The organism is Christiangramia sediminis, from assembly GCF_020552705.1.
In the GTDB taxonomy this organism is placed as follows: Bacteria; Bacteroidota; Bacteroidia; order Flavobacteriales; family Flavobacteriaceae; genus Christiangramia; species Christiangramia sediminis.
This window is the reverse complement of sequence record NZ_JAJBZG010000005.1, coordinates 224,530-242,088: the sequence shown is the minus strand read 5'-3', so window position 1 is coordinate 242,088 and position 17,559 is coordinate 224,530. Positions and strand designations below refer to the sequence as shown.

Genomic DNA, 17,559 nt, shown 5'->3' with positions numbered 1-17,559 from the left:
TCTTTGCGCCTATGAGCACACTGGTACAGATTACGGCTTTGCCCAGCGAACAGGAAGACCATCATCTTTTGTTGAACAGGGCAATTCGAAAATCAAATATTCGAAAAGATGATATCGGAGACTGGCGAATTAGAAAGCGTTCTATAGATGCCCGTAAGAAGCCGGTACGCCTCAATCTGCAAATAGAAATATGGAAGATAGGCGAAGAAAAAATTTCAATTCCGCCTTATGTACCTCAAGATGTTTCCAATGCTCGGGAAATTGCGATTATTGGTGCTGGCCCGGCAGGATTATATGCTGCATTACGTGCTATTGAAGCAGGTTTAAAACCAATTGTTTTTGAACGCGGAAAAGATGTGAGGTCCAGACGATTTGATCTGGCTAAGATTAATAAGGAACAAATAGTGAATCCCGAATCAAATTATTGTTTTGGGGAAGGAGGCGCAGGAACTTATTCCGATGGGAAATTATATACCCGCTCTAAAAAGCGGGGGAATGTTTTAAAAGCATTGGAATGGTTTGTTGAATTTGGCGCGGATCCAGATATTCTGGTAGATGCGCATCCACATATTGGAACTAATAAATTACCGAAGATCATTACCGCCATGCGCGAAGCTGTAATTGAAGCCGGCGGTCAGGTACACTTTAATTCAAAACTTACCGATCTTAAGTTAAAAGAAAGTCATATTGAAGCCATAGAGATCAATGCAGAAAATTGGCATTCTTTCAATGATGTAATTCTGGCAACGGGACATTCGGCTAGAGATATTTTCTATCTTTTGCATAATAAGAATATTAAAATTGAAGCCAAACCATTTGCATTGGGTGTTCGCATTGAACATCAGCAAAAATTAATAGATCATATACAATATCATGGTGATGATGAAAATCCTTATTTACCTCCTGCTTCTTACAGTTTAGTAGAACAGGTTGAAGGGATGGGGGTTTATTCCTTTTGTATGTGTCCCGGCGGAATTATCGCTCCTTGTGCTACAGAACAGGAGGAAGTGGTGACGAATGGATGGAGCCCCAGTAAGCGTAATAATCCCTATGCTAATTCCGGGATTGTAGTGGGCATAGAACCTTCAGATCTTCCAGATTTTAAACCGGAGGATCCTTTTGTTTGCCTTGATTTTCAGAAGTTAGTTGAAAAAAGTTGCTGGGAGGCTGCCGGAAAAACTCAACAGGTTCCGGCTCAGCGGATGGAAGATTTTGTAGATGGTAAGATATCCAAAGACTTTCCAAAGACCTCTTATCAGCCGGGTATAGTGAGTGTAGATCTTAATAAAGTACTGCCAGATCTTATTGCCCGAAGATTGCGCAAAGCTTTTGTACAATTTGGTAAAAAACTGAAAGGGTATTATACCAATGATGCGGTTTTACATGCTCCGGAAAGCAGAACTTCTTCCCCGGTTTTAATTCCGCGTGATTCAGGAACCTTAGAGCACATAGAGATTAAAGGACTCTATCCCTGTGGAGAAGGCGCAGGTTATGCCGGCGGGATTATTTCAGCAGCGATAGATGGAATTAACTGTGTAGATGCGATTGCGAAAAAATATGATTTGCATTGATATTCTGGATCAACCTGTAAGGTTGAAGTAGAAAAAGAGGTAGAAATCTTTTCATAGATAGGGTGGCATTCTAAAACTAAAATCAGGAATATTTCAATAAAATGATTCAAGTTATGCCTTCCTGGTTCTAAATTCAAAATTTCAGTTAAGTTTAGCTAACTTTGGGTGGAAAACAGAAGGCAATGAATATTTCAGTAGAACTTACGCTTACACCCATTCAGGACGATTACGAACCGGCGATCATCAATTTCATTAAAAAAATGCGGGAATCCGGACTTACCGTAAAGGAAAACCCTTTGAGTACTCAGGTTTATGGAGATTATGATGAGGTGATGGGATTATTGAATAAAGAGATTAAAAATGCATTCGAGGCCATAGATCGCGGACTCATGTATGTGAAGATTGTAAAATCTGACCGTAGCGAGTATGCAGCCGATTTTTGATTTTTTCTTTGATCAGTATTCCGGATATCCAACTCTTTTTATAATTCTTGAGATCATCGCGGTGATCTTTGGGTTCTTATCTGTATGGTATTCCAAGCAGAATAATATTCTGGTATATCCCACCGGAATTGTAAGTACCATCATCTTTGTATATCTGCTCTGGCAATGGCAGTTATTGGGAGATATGATGATCAACGCTTATTACTTTTCTATGAGTATATACGGGTGGTATATCTGGACCCGGAAAGTAGATCCTGAACATTATACCCCCATCACGTCTACCACTAAAAAAGAACAAATTCAGTCTGTTTTTATTTTCTTGGGAACACTTCTTTTTGTTTTTGCGGTCTATGAATATTTTGAAAAATGGAATAACTGGACAGCCTATGTAGATACGGTAACCACCGCAATTTTCTTTGTGGGCATGTGGTTAATGGCAAAACGTAAAATTGAAAACTGGATTTACTGGATTATTGGTGATATTATATCTGTACCGCTCTATTTTTACAAAGGTCTTACCTTTACGAGTCTGCAATATTTAGTATTTACCATCATTGCTATATATGGTTATAAAGCATGGAAGAAAAACTTGCGCAACGACCTGCGACCTGCATAAAAATTGTCCTTTTTGGACCTGAATCTACCGGAAAGACCACTCTTTCTGAAGATCTTGCCAGATACTATCAGGAACCGATGGTAAAAGAATATATGCGGGAATATCTTCAGCAGGTTTGGGATGCTGAAAAACGCATCTGTGAACCTCAGGATATTATTCCCATTGCTGAAGGTCAGATGGCCGCTGAAAACAGACTTTCAAAAGAAGCAGATCATCTGCTTATTTGTGATACAGATCTTTTGGAGTTAAAGGTTTATTCTGAAGCTTATTACGATGGTTATTGCGACCCCCAACTTCTTAAACATGCGTTAAACAACCACTATCATCTCTACTTTTTAACGTATATTGATGTTCCCTGGACCCCGGATGATTTGAGGGATAAACCCCACGACCGTGAAGGGATGTTCCAAAGATTTCAAGATACCCTGGAACAACATCAAAAACCTTATTTTATTTTAAAAGGAAACAGGGAAGTGCGTTTTAAAAATGCGGTAAAAAAGATAGACCAACTAATAAAAAACAAGAATTGTGAATTTTAGTGAAAAGGATATACTTCAAATTGAAGAGAAAGGACTTTCTACCAAAGAAGTAGAAGAGCAGATAGAGATTTTTAAAAGAGGAAATATTAAAGTTAATATAATTGAAGCGGCTACTACAGGCAATGGTATTAGTGAAGTAGATTCAGCAGAAAAAAGAGAGCTCATAGAATTTTATGATGCTGAAAAAGATAAACATAGTATTCTAAAATTTGTCCCGGCTTCTGGGGCAGCTTCCAGGATGTTCAAGGCATTACATAGTTTTGCTGATAAGTTTGTTCCAGAAAAACATGAATTGCGCGAATATCTGGATGCATCGGGAGATGCTGATCTTCGTAAATTCTTCAATCATTTTGAAAAGCTTCCTTTTTATGAGCATACCTTAAAAAAGGCCAGGAAAAATCATTCAGATTACGAGGAGCTTTCTCACGATGCCCAGCATAAGATCCTGGTACAGACCATTCTGAACGCTGACGGCTTATATCTCAGCAACTTGCCTAAAGGCCTGGTGCCTTTTCATAAATACGGTACTCATGTAGCGACAGCTTTTGAAGAGCATTTACTTGAAGCTGCTAAATATACCGAGGTTAATGGCGTAGCCCGGCTTCATTTTACGGTAGCCCATGGAGATAAGGATAAATTTCAGGGTGAGTGGAAAGAAATTCAGGAGAGAATAGGGGAGAAGACCGGCGTCAGGTTTGAAATTGAATATTCTTATCAGGATCCCAAAACAGACACTATTGCTGTTGATGATGAATTTGAACCATTCAGAACAGAGGAAGGTGATCTATTCTTTAGACCGGGAGGACATGGGGCGCTGATCGAAAATATGAATCAGCTTGATGAAGAAGTTGTCTTTGTAAAGAATATAGATAATGTGGTCACTGAAGACAAAGTTCAGAATGTAGTGAACTATAAAAAAATGCTTGGAGGTAAACTTTTTAAGGTTCAGCAAAAGATTTTTAAGTATTTAGAAATTCTGGAAAAGGGGAATGTCCCTTCTGAAAAGCTTGATGAAATTCAGGATTTTTTAAATAAAGAACTTTTTATCAAAGGCTCATCTAGTCAGGATCTATTTGTTGAGAATCTAATGGAAAAATTACATCGTCCTCTAAGAGTTTGCGGGATGGTTAAAAATGAAGGTGAACCCGGTGGAGGTCCGTTTCTGGTCAAAGATAAAAATGGGGAGATTTCACTGCAAATTATTGAGGGCGCACAAATAGACAATGATAACCCCGAACAGGCAAAAACCGCCCGGGAAGCTACCCACTTTAATCCCGTAGATATTGTTTGCAGCCTGAGAGACCACAAGGGCGAAGCTTATGATCTAAATGAGTATGTAGATGAAGATATGAGCTTTATTGCTGATAAGACCAAAGATGGAAAGCCGTTAAAGGCCCTGGAACGTCCGGGATTATGGAATGGAGGTATGGCTAAATGGAACACGGTATTTGTAGAGGTGCCGGTAGAAACCTTTAATCCTGTAAAAACAGTTTCCGATCTTCTGAAAGAATCCCACCAGCCGCGATAATATGAATGAAGAACTCATTCTAACTGAACTGGATTACAAAGCAGTGCGAAGCTCTGGTCCGGGTGGCCAGCATGCAAATAAAACGGCTACTAAGGTGGAGCTCAGTTTTGATGTGTCAAATTCTGAAGCATTATCTGATCAGCAGAAAGAGCGAATTCACAAAAAACTTTCCGGACGCATTAACAAAGAAGGAATTTTAAAAATGAGCAGTGAAGATTCTAGGAGTCAGCATACTAATAAAGATATTGTAACCGGGAATTTTCTCTTTGAAATTAAAGAAGCACTTAAAAAACCTAAACCTCGAAAAAAGACAAAACCTACCAAAGCTTCAAAAATAAGAAGGTTGAAGGCTAAAAAGAAAAAGTCGGAGATAAAGGCGAATAGAAAAGACCCTTTAAAATAAAATCTGTAGAAATTCTCCCCAATTGCGATATAGTTTCCACATATTTACTGGGGAATTATTTTAATTCAAATAAGGTTAAAAAAAATTAAAGGCCTGTTTATCAATACTAATGGTGGTTTTTATGAGTCTTATTGTGAGTGGTATGATTTTTACAATGAATAAAGTAGGTTAGTATTGGGAATGGAATAAATTATCAACTAACTAATTTATTCTGTTTTATAATTTAGATTTTCGGATTGAAAAGGCTCCACTCGGAGCCTTTTCTATTTTCTATAAGTGGCGAACATTTTTTTATCGAAAAAATATGGCAATAGTGAGGTTTAAATTCCCCAAATCCTAATGAGGATTCCTCAATTTTCTACATAATATTTTGTGAAAAAAATATTGTTATTTTAAATACCCCTCTGTTTATATGGTGTTTAGACATTTTTATTCATAATGGCATAATTATTCTATTATAAATAGGGTAAACAATGATCAAATAACCAATAAGATCAATAAAACCACGATTATGAAAAAGTTTGTATTAAGTATGATGACCATGGGAGCTATGTTTTTTGCTACTCAAAATGTTCAGGCTCAGGTTGAGGAAATTGAAGAAGAAATAGAGACTGAAGTTGAAGTGGAGCAGGAAGAATTTGCCTCTGTGGACGTAATGGAATTGCCACAAGCAGTCAAAGATGCTTTGATGACAGATTATAATGGAGCTGTAGCTTCTGAAGCCTGGGTAAAAAACAAAGGGGATAAGAAAATCTATAAGCTAAAACTGGACGTGAAAGGTGAAACTGAAAAAGTTTATATCGATCAGGATGGTAAATGGCTTGAAAAAGAAGATACAGAAGAAACGGAAGAGTAAAAGTCCATTTATTGGAGAGACCAACTCCGGGACAACAGATCAATGAAAAGAAAGTAGTAAATCTACCCCGGTAAGCTTGCAAAAAAGTGATTGTTTTCAGGATTTATCCTGATTACTAACAACCAGAAAACTAACACTATAAATTTCACTTTTTTGCTCGTTTATCTTTAGAGAATGTACAATCTGTTAAATGGGAATTAGTTTAGACAATTTATATAACCACAAATTGTCAGAAAAGAGAGGTTGATATACAACCTCTCTTTTTTTATGCTATCTTTTAAAACCTAATGATTTAAAGATTATTACCTTTGTTGAGCTTTTTAAAATTTATCTATGTCTAAAGTTTTGGTCGTTGAAGACGATGTAGCATTTGGTACCATGTTAAAAACCTTTCTTGAGAAAAGAGAGTATAAGGTGACGCTTGTTTATTCAGCTTCTGAAGCCTTCAAAAAAATATCGTCAGATAAATTCGATCTTGTCCTTACTGATGTAAGACTTCCCGATAATGATGGTTTGGAAATTCTGAAAAATGTAAAACTGGAAAATCCGTCTACTCAGGTTATTGTAATGACCAGTTATGCGGAAATAAGTATGGCCGTAAATGCCATGAAAGAAGGAGCATTTGATTATGTTTCCAAACCTTTCAGGCCGGAGTCCATACTCCAGACAATTGAGAATGCATTACACACCAATGAAGTTACTCCTGTAGTGGCAAAATCAAAACCTCCAAAAAAGAGTGCAGGTCCCTTAACTGAGAATCTGGATCTTGTAAAAGGAGTTAGCGAGCCATCCAGAAGGTTAAGTGACTATGTTGAATTAGTGGCTCCAACAAATATGTCTGTTCTAATAACCGGAGAAAGCGGTACAGGAAAGGAACAGATCGCTAAGAGTATACATTTACAAAGCAAAAGGCATCATGCACCGTTTATTGCTGTAGACTGTGGTGCTATTCCAAAAGAGATCGCTTCCAGTGAGTTTTTCGGGCATTTAAAAGGATCCTTTACTGGAGCCATAAACGACAAAACCGGACATTTCGAAGCCGCGAACGGAGGTACTTTATTTCTGGATGAAATTGGGAATCTTACCTATGAATTGCAGGTACAGTTATTAAGAGCTTTGCAGGAACGAAGAATTAAGCCTGTGGGGAGCAATAATGAAATAGAAGTTGATATCAGGGTAGTAACGGCTACTAATGAAGATCTTGGCGAAGCGGTAAAAGAAGGTGATTTTAGAGAAGATCTTTATCACAGGTTAAACGAATTTTCCATTAAAGTGCCGGCTTTAAGAGAAAGAAAGGAAGATCTAATGTTGTTTGCGAACCAGTTTTTAGATGAAGCAAATACCGATCTTGAAAAGAATATTCTTGGATTTACAGATGAGGCTATTCATGCTTTTAGAAACTATAACTGGCCGGGGAACCTTAGGGAACTTAAAAATATGGTGAAGCGAGCCGTGCTTTTAACTCAGGATGAGCTTATTCCTCTTAAAGTATTGCCACATGAAATAGCCACGTCCACACGCACGAATGACAATGATTATGGCTTGTTCAAAAACAAGAATGAAGAACAGTTAATTCTGGATGCTTTGGAAAAGACTGGAGGGAACAAGAGTAAGGCCGCAAGAATGCTTTCTATAGACAGAAAAACGCTTTACAATAAACTTAAACAATACGGTATTAAACTGTAATATCTGTCTCAAGGCTGGACATTAACTCATTTATTTTTCTTTGAAAATAGGCAAATTCTGGCTTGCTCACCTCATCCCTGGTTTCCATCTTAACCAGAACAGCTATTACTTCATTCGCCTTCATTTGTCGAAGCATAGGGAGCATTCTGTGAGCCAGTTTCCCCATTTTGTCAATATCTTTCTCCTTATAAGCAACTTCAAGTTCCTTCATGCTGCTGTCTGCTCCTTTTAAAAATGCCTGGATAATGGTTTGCATAGCCTCTTCATCATGACCGGAAAATTCATAGATATCGCTGAGATCATAATTTTCAGATTTTAATTTATCATTTGGAACATCTTCCGCAGCTTCAGTTTCTTTATATTTCAAATCAAGAATCTGGGCTATATTTTGTTTTAGGTCATTTGGTTTATAAGGCTTGAGCAGCTTATTGTTGAAGCCGAGTTGGGTATAAACACTTTTTTTGATATCGGTTCTACCTGAGAGCGCAATTACAGGAATATCTTTATGTGCCTCATTATTACGGATTTCCTTTATAAGCTGAAATCCGTCTAGAATAGGCATTTGGATGTCAGTCAAAACGATATCAAAATCGATAGTTTTCAATTTCTCAATGGCTTCTTTTCCATTTTCTGCGGTTTCAATCTCAAAACCCATAGAACGTGCTACTTCTTCGGTAAGCGATAACTGTCCCGGTTCATCGTCAACGATCAGGGCTCTCATACCGGAGGTCATTAAATTCTTTTCGTCAATAGGAACTTCGGCTTTTTCTTCTCTTTCCGGCTCTTCCCTGGTTTCCGAAAGTTTTACCACTGGAATGCTGAATATAAATTCGCTTCCTTTACCCTGCTCACTTTTAACAATTATTTCTCCTTCCAGTAATTCGGTAAGTCTTTTAGTAATGGCAAGACCAAGCCCCGAACCGCCAAATCGTTTTTCGATACTGCTGTTTTCCTGGGAGAATTCTTCAAAAATGCTGGCTTGCATTTCTTTGGAGATCCCAATACCTGAATCTTTGACCCTGATTTCCAGTAAATGATTTTCAGCAGAAATTTCCCTTAGTTCGGCGGAGATAATGATACTTCCTTTCTCAGTAAATTTCCAGGCATTAGAGATAAGATTGGCTAAAATTTGCTTGATCCTGAAGGGGTCACTCTGTATCTGAACATTTGCTTTTTCCGACACCTTAATTTCAATATTCACCTCTTTTTTCTTTACTGCGGGAATTATATTATTTACAGTATCCTTTATAAGTGTTTTTGGATTGAATGAGAGTTTTTCCACTAACATTTTCCCGGCTTCAAGCTTGGATAGATCTAAAAGATCATTTACAAGTCTTAGAATAAATTCCGAAGACTTTTTGATCTGGGTTAAATAGTGTTTTTGCTTTTCATTGAGATCTGTTTTCTGAATAAGATCTGTATAGCCCATCACCGTAGTTAGCGGACTCCTAAGATCATGTGTAATTGCCGCCATAAATTGCTCCCGGCTGGCTAGCAGGGACTCTGCAAACTCTTTGGCTTCTTCCAGTTGTATCCTATAACGCTGGCTTCGGGTAATATCTCCAATAATATTGATGATAAAATAAAGTATGATCAGCAGGATTATACAGCCTCCCAGAATGATAATATTGGAGGTTTTATTCAGCATATTCTGAAAAACTTCAGCTCTTTCAACTGAATTTTCTCTTTCTTTTAATTCAAGTTCAGACAAAAGACTTTGAAGCTGCTGGTTTAAAATAAGATCATTATTCAGCAATTCATTTTCCTTTTGAATCACTTCATTCTGGAACTGCCTGTTAGCGAATTCGAGATCTGTAAGCACTCGTTTTACAGATTTCACCAGGGAATCCAATCGCTGGGTAGTTATTCGCTCTGCATTATCTTCTCGGGAATATTCAAGCCATTTTACAAGGACATCTTTTTGATATGGCCTAAGATTTCTAAACCTGTTCTCATAATTATAATCCTTGAACGAGGCATCGATATTTCTAAGCTCACTTAAGGCTTTTGAGTAATAATTGGTGTTTCTGTCAGTATCCCTTAAAGCGACCAGTTCCTTTAAATTTTCGGTTTTTTGATCCAGAAGTTTGGTGATGCTGTCCGCCTCATTTTCCAGGTCAATATTTTGATAAGTCTGTTCTAGCTTATTGAGTTTGGATTTGATGGTATCTATTTGAGAATTATAGAGTTTTAATTCATCTTGATCCCCGGTTTGAATAAGTCGGCGGCTGGTATTCTCAGATTCGTTAAGGTTAGTGCTAATCTCGCTTACCAATATAAGCTGCTGATTGTTTTCTGTGTTTGATTGTGCAATTTCAGAATAATCGATCACCTGATTGTAAACATACCAAACTGCGAGACCGGCTAGAATGGCCACAATTACGTATCCTGTAACTACTTTTGCGGTGATGGAGCGTTTTGCACTAAACATTAATAAGATTTTAATCTAAAATTAAGCCAAATATGCTAATTCTCTCCAAATGTATTGTATTTCTAAAAAAGCATATTACATTTGCGGCATAATCTCATAAGGGGTGCCCGCATGGGCTGAGATCATACCCAATGAACCTGGGCAGGTAATGCTGCCAAGGGAATTGCGCGAAAGCGCAGTGTATGTACTCCTGATGTTGCCAAATGGCAGTCTCAGGATTTTTTTATTTATAAACTTAAAACTGAAAGAGTAATCGCCCCTTTTATTCGTAACATTTATTACGAATGAAAAATGTATTATTTTTTGTAGGTCTTTTGGCACTTTCCATACAAACCTACGCGCAGGAATTCGAAATTTCAGGAACCGTCACCGAGAATGGAATACCTTTAAATGAGGCTTCGGTCTATGTTAAAAGCTCGGGAAAAGGAACACTTACCGATGAGCAGGGAAACTACAGCCTCAATCTTGAAAAAGGAACCTATACCCTTGTTTTTGTCTTTGGAAATCAAAAAAGCAGAAGAGTCGTATTAAATTCAGACCAGGTTCTAAATCTGGATCTTTCAGGTGCTGAGGAATCTCTGGACGAGGTTTTTCTTTCTGCAGTACGAGTGACCGAAAAATCACCGATCACTTACAGTAATTTAAGCAATGAAGAGATAGAAGATCGTAATCTTGGGCAGGATATCCCCGTTTTGATGAATTATATGCCCAATGTGGTTACAACTTCAGATGCTGGCGCGGGGGTGGGATATACCGGAATTCGTGTTCGTGGTAGTGATGCAACTAGGGTTAATGTAACCATTAACGGGATTCCCTATAACGATGCCGAGAGTCAGGGAACTTTCTGGGTAAATCTGGGAGATTTTGCTTCTTCCGTAGAAAATCTTCAGTTACAAAGAGGTGTTGGGACTTCTACTAATGGCGCCGGGGCTTTTGGGGCTAGCCTTAATATTTTGACAGATTCCTATAAGGAAGAAGCCCAGGGTGAAATTGCCAATAGTATAGGGTCTTATAATACTTTTAAGCATACGGTAAAATTCAGTACCGGGCTTATCAATGATCACTGGTCTTTTGCAGGTAGAGCTTCAAAAATTAGAAGTGATGGTTATATAGATCGTGCGAGTAGTGATTTGAAATCATACTTTCTGCAGGGAACTTTTGTAGATGATAATACCTTGATAAAAGCGCTTACCTTCGGTGGAAGTGAAAGAACCTACCAGGCCTGGTACGGGATAGATAAAGAAACGCTAGAAAATGACCGCACTTTTAATCCTGCCGGAATCTATACAGATGAAAATGGCAATACAAAGTTCTACGATAATCAAACCGATAATTATAAACAGGATCATTATCAGCTTCTTTGGAACCAGGATTATAACAGCAACTGGTCTTCAAATATCGCACTGCATTATACGTATGGGAGAGGATATTATGAAGAATATAATGAAGATGCAGATCTTGTAGAATTTGGTTTGCCTTCGTTTGTTTCAGAAGGGGAAGAAGTGAATACTTCCGATATAGTTGGAACCAAATGGCTGGATAATCATTTCTACGGAACGGTTTTCAGTTTAAATTATCAAAATACCAACTGGGATGTAACCTTTGGTGGTGGATGGAATAAATATGAAGGAGATCATTTTGGAGAAGTGGTTTATACCAGATTTGCCAGAAATAATGATCCTTATGAGCCATATTATTTTAACCAGGCAGATAAGACAGATTTCAATATGTATGCTAAGGCTAATTTCGCGATCACGGAGAAACTTTCCGGTTATGCCGATCTTCAGCTAAGAACTGTGAATTATGAGACAGAGGGTTTGCTTGATGATCAATCAAGGTTTGATAATGAAGATAATTTCAATTTTTTCAATCCTAAAGCTGGTTTAACCTATGAGATCAATCCGTTTAATCAGCTTTATTTATCATATGCGCGAGCGAACAGGGAACCAAGCAGGAATGATTATGAAAATGGGGATCCTGAGCCTGAAGAATTGAATGATTTTGAATTGGGATGGAGACATAATACCAGGTCTTTTCAGGTAAATACCAATTTATATTATATGGGCTATCAAAATCAACTGGTGCTTACCGGTGGAATTGATGACGTGGGCGCTTTTATCCGTCAGAATAGCGGAAACAGTTATAGATTAGGACTGGAGGTAGATGCAACAGTTAGACTTTCAGATAAATTTACCATAAGGCCAAATATTGCTTTGAGCCGAAATAAGAATATTGATTTTGTTTCCACATTCAACGGAGGCCTGGTAGAATACGGGGATACAGATATATCCTATTCTCCTGCGATCGTTGCCGGTAATATCATCAATTATGAGCCGGTTGACGGTTTAGAGCTTAGGTTGCTTTCCAAATATGTAGGGGAGCAGTATATGAGCAACATAGAAGCCGAAAACTCTAAGCTGGACAGTTATTTTGTGAACGATATTAATGTTCAGTATAGCTGGGATCAGCCCTGGGTTTTCAGAGAGATTGTGCTTACAGCTTTGGTCAATAATATTCTCAATGAGAAAAATGTATCTAATGGATATTACTACACTTTTGATATTCCCAATGAAGATGTTCCCTCGGGAGTGCAAACTTTAGATGGAGCAGGGTATTACCCACAAGCCACTACTAACTTTTTATTGGGATTAACCTTGAAGTTCTAAAGATTTCAAGGGTTTAGCTGCCTCCTTTTCAAAATGTAGGGTTTTGAAAGGGAGGTTTTTTAATTAAAAACTTCCAGTCTGTTCCCAGATCTCTGAACACGGTAAGGCTTCATGGTATATTGACCATCCCCTTCTACTATTTCGCCGGTAATCACGTTATATTGGTTGCCCTCGCAACCACAGGTAGCGATCACCCCATTTACCGTCATAGCAGAACAACTGTTTGGTGGATGATTAGGATCACTTAGCTCAAAAGCTGCGTACTGAGAATTATTAATGTTATAGATTACTATCCCGCGCACCCCATAATTATAGGTAGCAAAAGAGTTTCCGGGAAAACTTAGATCATTGTATTCGGGGAAACTTAGATCAAGCTGAAACCTGAAATTAAGATCGGGGAGATTTGGGTTATTCCTCACTTCATCATCAGAGCCGGAACAGGCCGTGACCATTATAAATACTACTATTAAACTGAAGATCTTTTTCATATAATGTTTAGTTGCAACGAAAATAATATAATTGTTCCGAAAGATTAAATTTCTTACATTTGTTTAAAGAAATCCCGCGAGAAATGGGATTTTTTTAGTTAATGATGCAATAGTTTAAACCCGGAGAGCTAAAACTTTATAGATCCGGGCAATCCCGCATCCAGGGATTCAATTATTAATAAAATCATTATAAGGTATTTTTTCCGGTTCGGGAGGGTTTGTCCCCCCTGACTGCGAAATATTAAAACGATAAAGTTATGAGTAAAGTATCTTATTACACCCCGGAAGGGTTGAAAAAGCTTAGAGATGAACTTAATCATCTTAAAGACGTTGAGAGACCAAAAGCGTCTCAGGCGATTGGAGAGGCCAGAGATAAAGGAGACTTGAGTGAGAATGCCGAGTATGATGCGGCAAAAGAAGCTCAGGGGCTTTTAGAGATGAAGATATCCAAACTGGAAGAAGTTTTTGCCAATGCAAGAGTTATTGATGAATCGCAATTAGATACTTCCAAAGTACTGGTTCATTCTCATGTGAAAATTAAGAATCAAACTAATGGTGCTGAGATGACTTATATGCTGGTTGCCCAGAGCGAAGCCGATCTTAAATCCGGTAAAATTTCAGTTGATTCTCCTATAGGAAAAGGGCTTTTAGGAAAACAGGTGGGTGATACTGCAGAAATAGAAGTTCCAAATGGAACCGTAAAATTTGAAGTGATCGAGATCTGGAGGGAATAATTCGTCTCATTTCAGTTAAAATTAAATCCTTTTCTTTCATCTGTAATTTCGGATTTGAGAAAAGGATTCTTTAATTTTATTAAAAACCAACCCAAGTATGTCTACACTATTTACAAAAATCGTAAAAGGAGAAGTTCCATCTTATAAAGTTGCTGAAAATAGTCAGTTTTTAGCTTTTTTAGATGTCAGGCCAAATGCTAAGGGACACGTATTGTGTATCCCTAAAAAGGAGATCGATAAGATCTGGGATCTGGAAGAAGAAATGTATCAGGAATTGATGCGTTTTACCAGAAGGGTCTCGATCGCGCTTGAAAAAACAATCTCCTGCAAACGAGTGGGAATGGCTGTGGTGGGACTGGAGGTACCTCACTGTCATGTACATTTAATTCCCCTGAATAGTATGAAGGATATGGATTTTTCCAATAATGTTGAAATGAGCGAGCAGGAGTTTAAGGACCTGGCTGCAGCTATAAATTCCAATATTGAACTGTGAGCGATTTCCCTGATTTCAAATTAAGCCTGGAAATTAGAATAGACTGGAGCGATCTCGATATGTATGAGCATGTGAACAATGTTTCCTATATGAGATATCTTCAAAGCGGAAGGGTCAATTTTTGGGAAGCTTCCGGGATCCATGAATTTTACAGGTCTTCTAACCAGGGCACCATGCTGGTTTCCACCAAATGTGATTTCAAAAAAGCATTATTTTATCCCGGGAATGCCATTGTGAAAACCAAACTTGATTTTATTGGGAATACAAGCTTCGGTCTAAAGCATATTATTCTTAATGAAAAGGATGAAATTTGTGCGGAAGGGGATGATGTTGTGGTTTGTTTCGATTTTAAGAAGAAAGAAACTTTTGCTGTTCCCGACTGGATGAGAAATAAGATCTCTGAATTTTAAACTTTTTTCAGACTAATCTGAAATGTAGTTCCTTTACCAATCTCACTTCTGGCAACTTTGATCTTTCCCTTGTGATATTCTTCGATTATTCTTCTTGCTAAAGAAAGTCCGAGTCCCCAACCCCGTTTTTTTGTGGTTTGTCCAGGTTCGAAAATCGATCTGTATTTATTCTTATCTATACCTTTCCCGGTATCTGTAATGTAAATATATGCCTGTTTCAGATCCTGTTTGATCTCTATTTGAAGTTCTCCTTTTCCGCGCATGGCATCGATGGCGTTTTTCACCAGGTTCTCAATGGTCCAGCTGTAAAGCTGTTCATTCAGCATCACGTTGATAGGCTGTCTTGGCGCTCTAATGCTAAAATGTATAAGGTTGGAACTTCGGGTTTTTAAATATTCGTAACTCTCCTTGGTAGAGGCTACAATATCAGTCTGCTTTAAATTAGGTAAAGATCCTATTTTTGAAAATCGTTCTGTGATGGTTCTCAAACGGTCAATATCCTTTTCCATCTCTTCCACATAAGAGGGGTCTATATTTTCTGTTTTCAGAATTTCGGTCCAGCCAATAAGCGAACTTAGAGGGGTTCCGATTTGATGTGCGGTTTCTTTGGCCATCCCTGCCCAAAGCTTATTCTGCTCACTCGATTTTGTGGTAGTGTAAAAGAAATAGACCACCCCAATAAATAAAAATCCTATAAGAGTGAGGCCAATCGGGTAATATTTCAATTTATTAAGAGCGGGAGAGTTGCCATAGTATAGATATTGAACCTGACCTTCACCCAGATCTATAATTATAGGTTCATTCTCGTCTTTAAGATCTTCCAGATATTCCTGAGTTTTTTCAGTATCTTCAATAATGGAAGGATCTAAATTAGTGGTGTAGGCTATTTCTCCATTTTCATCAGTATGAATAATTGGAATAGTGGTGTTATTGTTCAGGATTTCCAGAATAAGGCTTAGGTCTGCATCTTCAGGAGCATTGCTTAGCTCTTCCTGAGCCTTAGCCCAGATATTCATTTTAGCCCGTTCGTCTTCTTTAAGCCGCTGAAAAAATATACTTGTATTCCAGAGCACCAGGCTGGTGACCACAAGGCAGGAAATAATGATAAACCAGCGATTAAAGCTGCGTTCGTCGGGTAGATTCATGTATGCTTCCGGCTTTTAATCCAAAATAAATATAAGCGTTTTAAAACTATTTTTATTGTAATGCATTGCTTTTCATTCCCTGTTCGATTCTTTATCTTTGGCAAAAATCAATCTATGTTCAGTATAGAACCTAAGGATGTAAGTGTAGGAAAATTGCACCAATACCTATTGGGAGCTGTAGGTCCAAGACCTATTGCTTTTGCAAGTACAATTGATGAGGACGGAAATCCTAATCTTTCCCCTTTTAGTTTTTTTAATGTTTTTGGCGCGAATCCGCCGGTTTTGATTTTTTCACCTGCAAGAAGGGGAAGAGATAATACCACAAAACATACGTTTGAAAATGCTAAAAAAGTAGATGAGGTAGTTATCAATATTGTGAATTATGATATTGTTCAACAAATGTCACTTTCCAGCACCGAATATGCCGAAGGAATCAATGAATTTGAAAAAGCGGGTTTAACCATGCTGAAATCTGATCTGGTAAAACCTTTCAGAGTTGCCGAGTCTCCGGTTCAGTTTGAATGCAAGATCAAGGAAGTTATTGAAACCGGCACCGAAGGTGGAGCAGGAAACCTTGTGATCTGTCATGTGGTTAAAATGCATATAAAAGAAGAAATTCTTGATGCAGATGGGTTTATAGACCAGCATAAGATAGACCAGGTAGCCCGGATGGGTGGTAACTGGTATACCAGGGCAAAAGATGGAATGTTCGAAGTTCCTAAACCACTTTCCACTCTTGGAATTGGAGTAGATGCCATGCCTGAAGAGATTAGAAAAAGTAATGTTCTTACCGGGAACGACCTGGGGAAATTAGGGAATGTGGAAGCTTTCCCTGAAAATGCTGAAATTGAAGAATTTCTTAGATCGAATACACAAGAAGCCGAACTTGTAAAAAGTGGTGATAAAGTAAAAATTCATACGCAGGCGCAGTTGTATCTTGAAAAAGGTAAACCGGAAGATGCCTGGAAAATATTATTAGCAAAATAAACGAGACAATGGAAGTACAGGGAAAAATTAAGCTTATTGGCGACATAAAAACATTTGGTAGCAACGGATTTCAGAAAAGAGAGATGGTTGTAACCACAGAGGAGCAGTACCCTCAACATATCATGATAGAATTTGTTCAGGACAAATGCAGCCTTTTGGATGCGTTCCAGGTAGGTCAGCCTGTAAAAGTTGGGGTTAACCTAAGAGGACGTGAGTGGGTAAGCCCTCAGGGAGAAACAAAATATTTCAATTCTATCCAGGGTTGGAGAATTGAAAATCTTGCGGCACAGCAGCCGTCTGGAGGTTCTAATGTACCACCACCAGACCAGTTTGAGCCGGCTAGTGATTTGAATGAAGAGGATTATGATGATCTTCCTTTCTAAAAATAATTTGATTTAGTCATTTCGACCAACGGGAGAAATCTATTGAGATCTCTCACTTCGTTCGAGATGACACATTAAATATCATTTGTAGAACTGAGCTTGTCGAAGTTCGACCTATTTAAACTAAAGTCCGGTTGAATAAATCACCGGACTTTTTTATTTTCAGCCTTAAAAAGAAAA

Annotated in this window: 17 protein-coding genes; 14 read left to right on the top strand and 3 right to left on the bottom strand. The window is 38.1% G+C overall.

Features of this window, described 5'->3' with window-relative positions:
• The first annotated feature begins 11 nt into the window (after positions 1-11).
• The 8 genes from LGQ90_RS10450 (at position 12) to LGQ90_RS10415 (ending at position 7,642) form a co-directional block, all read left to right on the top strand.
• On the top strand, positions 12-1,571 hold the full coding sequence (locus tag LGQ90_RS10450) for an NAD(P)/FAD-dependent oxidoreductase (RefSeq protein WP_229340872.1): 1,560 nt from the start codon (positions 12-14) through the stop codon (positions 1,569-1,571).
• A gap of 182 nt (positions 1,572-1,753) precedes the next feature.
• Complete coding sequence (locus LGQ90_RS10445; protein ID WP_141876620.1) at positions 1,754-2,014, top strand: YkoF family thiamine/hydroxymethylpyrimidine-binding protein; 261 nt, start codon at positions 1,754-1,756, stop codon at positions 2,012-2,014.
• Positions 1,998-2,630 carry a nicotinamide riboside transporter PnuC gene (pnuC, locus tag LGQ90_RS10440; protein WP_229340871.1) on the top strand — a complete coding sequence of 211 codons (633 nt, stop codon included), beginning with the start codon at positions 1,998-2,000 and terminating at the stop codon, positions 2,628-2,630. Before LGQ90_RS10445 ends, pnuC begins: the two co-directional genes overlap by 17 nt.
• Positions 2,591-3,169, top strand: coding sequence for an AAA family ATPase (locus tag LGQ90_RS10435; RefSeq protein WP_229340869.1), 579 nt, complete (start codon positions 2,591-2,593; stop codon positions 3,167-3,169). The genes pnuC and LGQ90_RS10435 overlap by 40 nt, the downstream gene beginning before the upstream one ends.
• Positions 3,159-4,697, top strand: coding sequence for a DUF4301 family protein (locus tag LGQ90_RS10430; protein WP_229340867.1), 1,539 nt, complete (start codon positions 3,159-3,161; stop codon positions 4,695-4,697). The genes LGQ90_RS10435 and LGQ90_RS10430 overlap by 11 nt, the downstream gene beginning before the upstream one ends.
• Before the next feature lies 1 nt (position 4,698).
• Entirely contained in the window at positions 4,699-5,100 is a 402-nt protein-coding gene (arfB, locus tag LGQ90_RS10425; protein ID WP_229340865.1) for an alternative ribosome rescue aminoacyl-tRNA hydrolase ArfB, read from the top strand.
• Positions 5,101-5,611: 511 nt separating this feature from the next.
• Positions 5,612-5,956 (top strand): hypothetical protein, encoded by a 345-nt coding sequence (locus LGQ90_RS10420; protein WP_229340863.1) that lies wholly within the window; start codon positions 5,612-5,614, stop codon positions 5,954-5,956.
• Positions 5,957-6,289: 333 nt separating this feature from the next.
• Positions 6,290-7,642: a sigma-54-dependent transcriptional regulator gene (locus LGQ90_RS10415; protein ID WP_229340861.1), complete on the top strand. Its 1,353-nt coding sequence runs from the start codon at positions 6,290-6,292 to the stop codon at positions 7,640-7,642.
• On the opposite strand, the gene LGQ90_RS10410 is transcribed toward LGQ90_RS10415, so the two are convergent.
• A complete protein-coding gene (locus LGQ90_RS10410; protein WP_229340859.1) occupies positions 7,632-10,073 on the bottom strand; it encodes an ATP-binding protein in 2,442 nt (813 codons plus the stop codon). The two genes, LGQ90_RS10415 and LGQ90_RS10410, sit on opposite strands and share 11 nt — an antisense overlap.
• Before the next feature lie 284 nt (positions 10,074-10,357).
• Between LGQ90_RS10410 and LGQ90_RS10405 the strand changes: the two genes are divergently transcribed.
• Positions 10,358-12,739, top strand: coding sequence for a TonB-dependent receptor (locus LGQ90_RS10405; RefSeq protein WP_229340857.1), 2,382 nt, complete (start codon positions 10,358-10,360; stop codon positions 12,737-12,739).
• A 59-nt stretch (positions 12,740-12,798) separates the two neighbouring features.
• Here LGQ90_RS10405 and LGQ90_RS10400 read toward each other — a convergent pair whose 3' ends face one another.
• Positions 12,799-13,227: a Rieske (2Fe-2S) protein gene (locus tag LGQ90_RS10400; protein ID WP_229340855.1), complete on the bottom strand. Its 429-nt coding sequence runs from the start codon at positions 13,225-13,227 to the stop codon at positions 12,799-12,801.
• Between the two features lie 257 nt (positions 13,228-13,484).
• On the opposite strand from LGQ90_RS10400, the gene greA reads away from it, so the two are divergent.
• The 3 genes from greA (at position 13,485) to LGQ90_RS10385 (ending at position 14,864) form a co-directional block, all read left to right on the top strand.
• Positions 13,485-13,961: a transcription elongation factor GreA gene (gene greA / locus LGQ90_RS10395; RefSeq protein WP_229340853.1), complete on the top strand. Its 477-nt coding sequence runs from the start codon at positions 13,485-13,487 to the stop codon at positions 13,959-13,961.
• A 97-nt stretch (positions 13,962-14,058) separates the two neighbouring features.
• Entirely contained in the window at positions 14,059-14,454 is a 396-nt protein-coding gene (locus LGQ90_RS10390) for an HIT family protein (protein WP_229340851.1), read from the top strand.
• Complete coding sequence (locus LGQ90_RS10385) at positions 14,451-14,864, top strand: acyl-CoA thioesterase (protein ID WP_229340849.1); 414 nt, start codon at positions 14,451-14,453, stop codon at positions 14,862-14,864. Before LGQ90_RS10390 ends, LGQ90_RS10385 begins: the two co-directional genes overlap by 4 nt.
• Here LGQ90_RS10385 and LGQ90_RS10380 read toward each other — a convergent pair.
• Positions 14,861-16,009, bottom strand: coding sequence for a sensor histidine kinase (locus tag LGQ90_RS10380; protein WP_229340847.1), 1,149 nt, complete (start codon positions 16,007-16,009; stop codon positions 14,861-14,863). The genes LGQ90_RS10385 and LGQ90_RS10380 overlap by 4 nt on opposite strands.
• 114 nt (positions 16,010-16,123) lie before the next feature.
• Here LGQ90_RS10380 and LGQ90_RS10375 point away from each other — a divergent pair, with 114 nt between their 5' ends.
• Both LGQ90_RS10375 and LGQ90_RS10370 read left to right on the top strand, forming a co-directional pair.
• On the top strand, positions 16,124-16,996 hold the full coding sequence (locus LGQ90_RS10375) for a flavin reductase family protein (RefSeq protein ID WP_229340845.1): 873 nt from the start codon (positions 16,124-16,126) through the stop codon (positions 16,994-16,996).
• 8 nt (positions 16,997-17,004) lie between these two features.
• Complete coding sequence (locus LGQ90_RS10370) at positions 17,005-17,379, top strand: DUF3127 domain-containing protein (protein ID WP_229340843.1); 375 nt, start codon at positions 17,005-17,007, stop codon at positions 17,377-17,379.
• Positions 17,380-17,559 lie beyond the last annotated feature (180 nt).

What these genes read in the sequence shown, in the direction of transcription:
- LGQ90_RS10450 (WP_229340872.1), top strand. Translation starts at nt 12, where the DNA reads ATGAGCACACTGGTACAGATTACGGCTTTGCCCAGCGAACAGGAAGAC.
- LGQ90_RS10445 (WP_141876620.1), top strand. Translation starts at nt 1,754, where the DNA reads ATGAATATTTCAGTAGAACTTACGCTTACACCCATTCAGGACGATTAC.
- pnuC (WP_229340871.1), top strand. Translation starts at nt 1,998, where the DNA reads ATGCAGCCGATTTTTGATTTTTTCTTTGATCAGTATTCCGGATATCCA.
- LGQ90_RS10435 (WP_229340869.1), top strand. Translation starts at nt 2,591, where the DNA reads ATGGAAGAAAAACTTGCGCAACGACCTGCGACCTGCATAAAAATTGTC.
- arfB (WP_229340865.1), top strand. Translation starts at nt 4,699, where the DNA reads ATGAATGAAGAACTCATTCTAACTGAACTGGATTACAAAGCAGTGCGA.
- LGQ90_RS10420 (WP_229340863.1), top strand. Translation starts at nt 5,612, where the DNA reads ATGAAAAAGTTTGTATTAAGTATGATGACCATGGGAGCTATGTTTTTT.
- LGQ90_RS10415 (WP_229340861.1), top strand. Translation starts at nt 6,290, where the DNA reads ATGTCTAAAGTTTTGGTCGTTGAAGACGATGTAGCATTTGGTACCATG.
- LGQ90_RS10410 (WP_229340859.1), bottom strand. Translation starts at nt 10,073, where the DNA reads ATGTTTAGTGCAAAACGCTCCATCACCGCAAAAGTAGTTACAGGATAC.
- LGQ90_RS10405 (WP_229340857.1), top strand. Translation starts at nt 10,358, where the DNA reads ATGAAAAATGTATTATTTTTTGTAGGTCTTTTGGCACTTTCCATACAA.
- LGQ90_RS10400 (WP_229340855.1), bottom strand. Translation starts at nt 13,227, where the DNA reads ATGAAAAAGATCTTCAGTTTAATAGTAGTATTTATAATGGTCACGGCC.
- greA (WP_229340853.1), top strand. Translation starts at nt 13,485, where the DNA reads ATGAGTAAAGTATCTTATTACACCCCGGAAGGGTTGAAAAAGCTTAGA.
- LGQ90_RS10390 (WP_229340851.1), top strand. Translation starts at nt 14,059, where the DNA reads ATGTCTACACTATTTACAAAAATCGTAAAAGGAGAAGTTCCATCTTAT.
- LGQ90_RS10380 (WP_229340847.1), bottom strand. Translation starts at nt 16,009, where the DNA reads ATGAATCTACCCGACGAACGCAGCTTTAATCGCTGGTTTATCATTATT.
- LGQ90_RS10375 (WP_229340845.1), top strand. Translation starts at nt 16,124, where the DNA reads ATGTTCAGTATAGAACCTAAGGATGTAAGTGTAGGAAAATTGCACCAA.
- LGQ90_RS10370 (WP_229340843.1), top strand. Translation starts at nt 17,005, where the DNA reads ATGGAAGTACAGGGAAAAATTAAGCTTATTGGCGACATAAAAACATTT.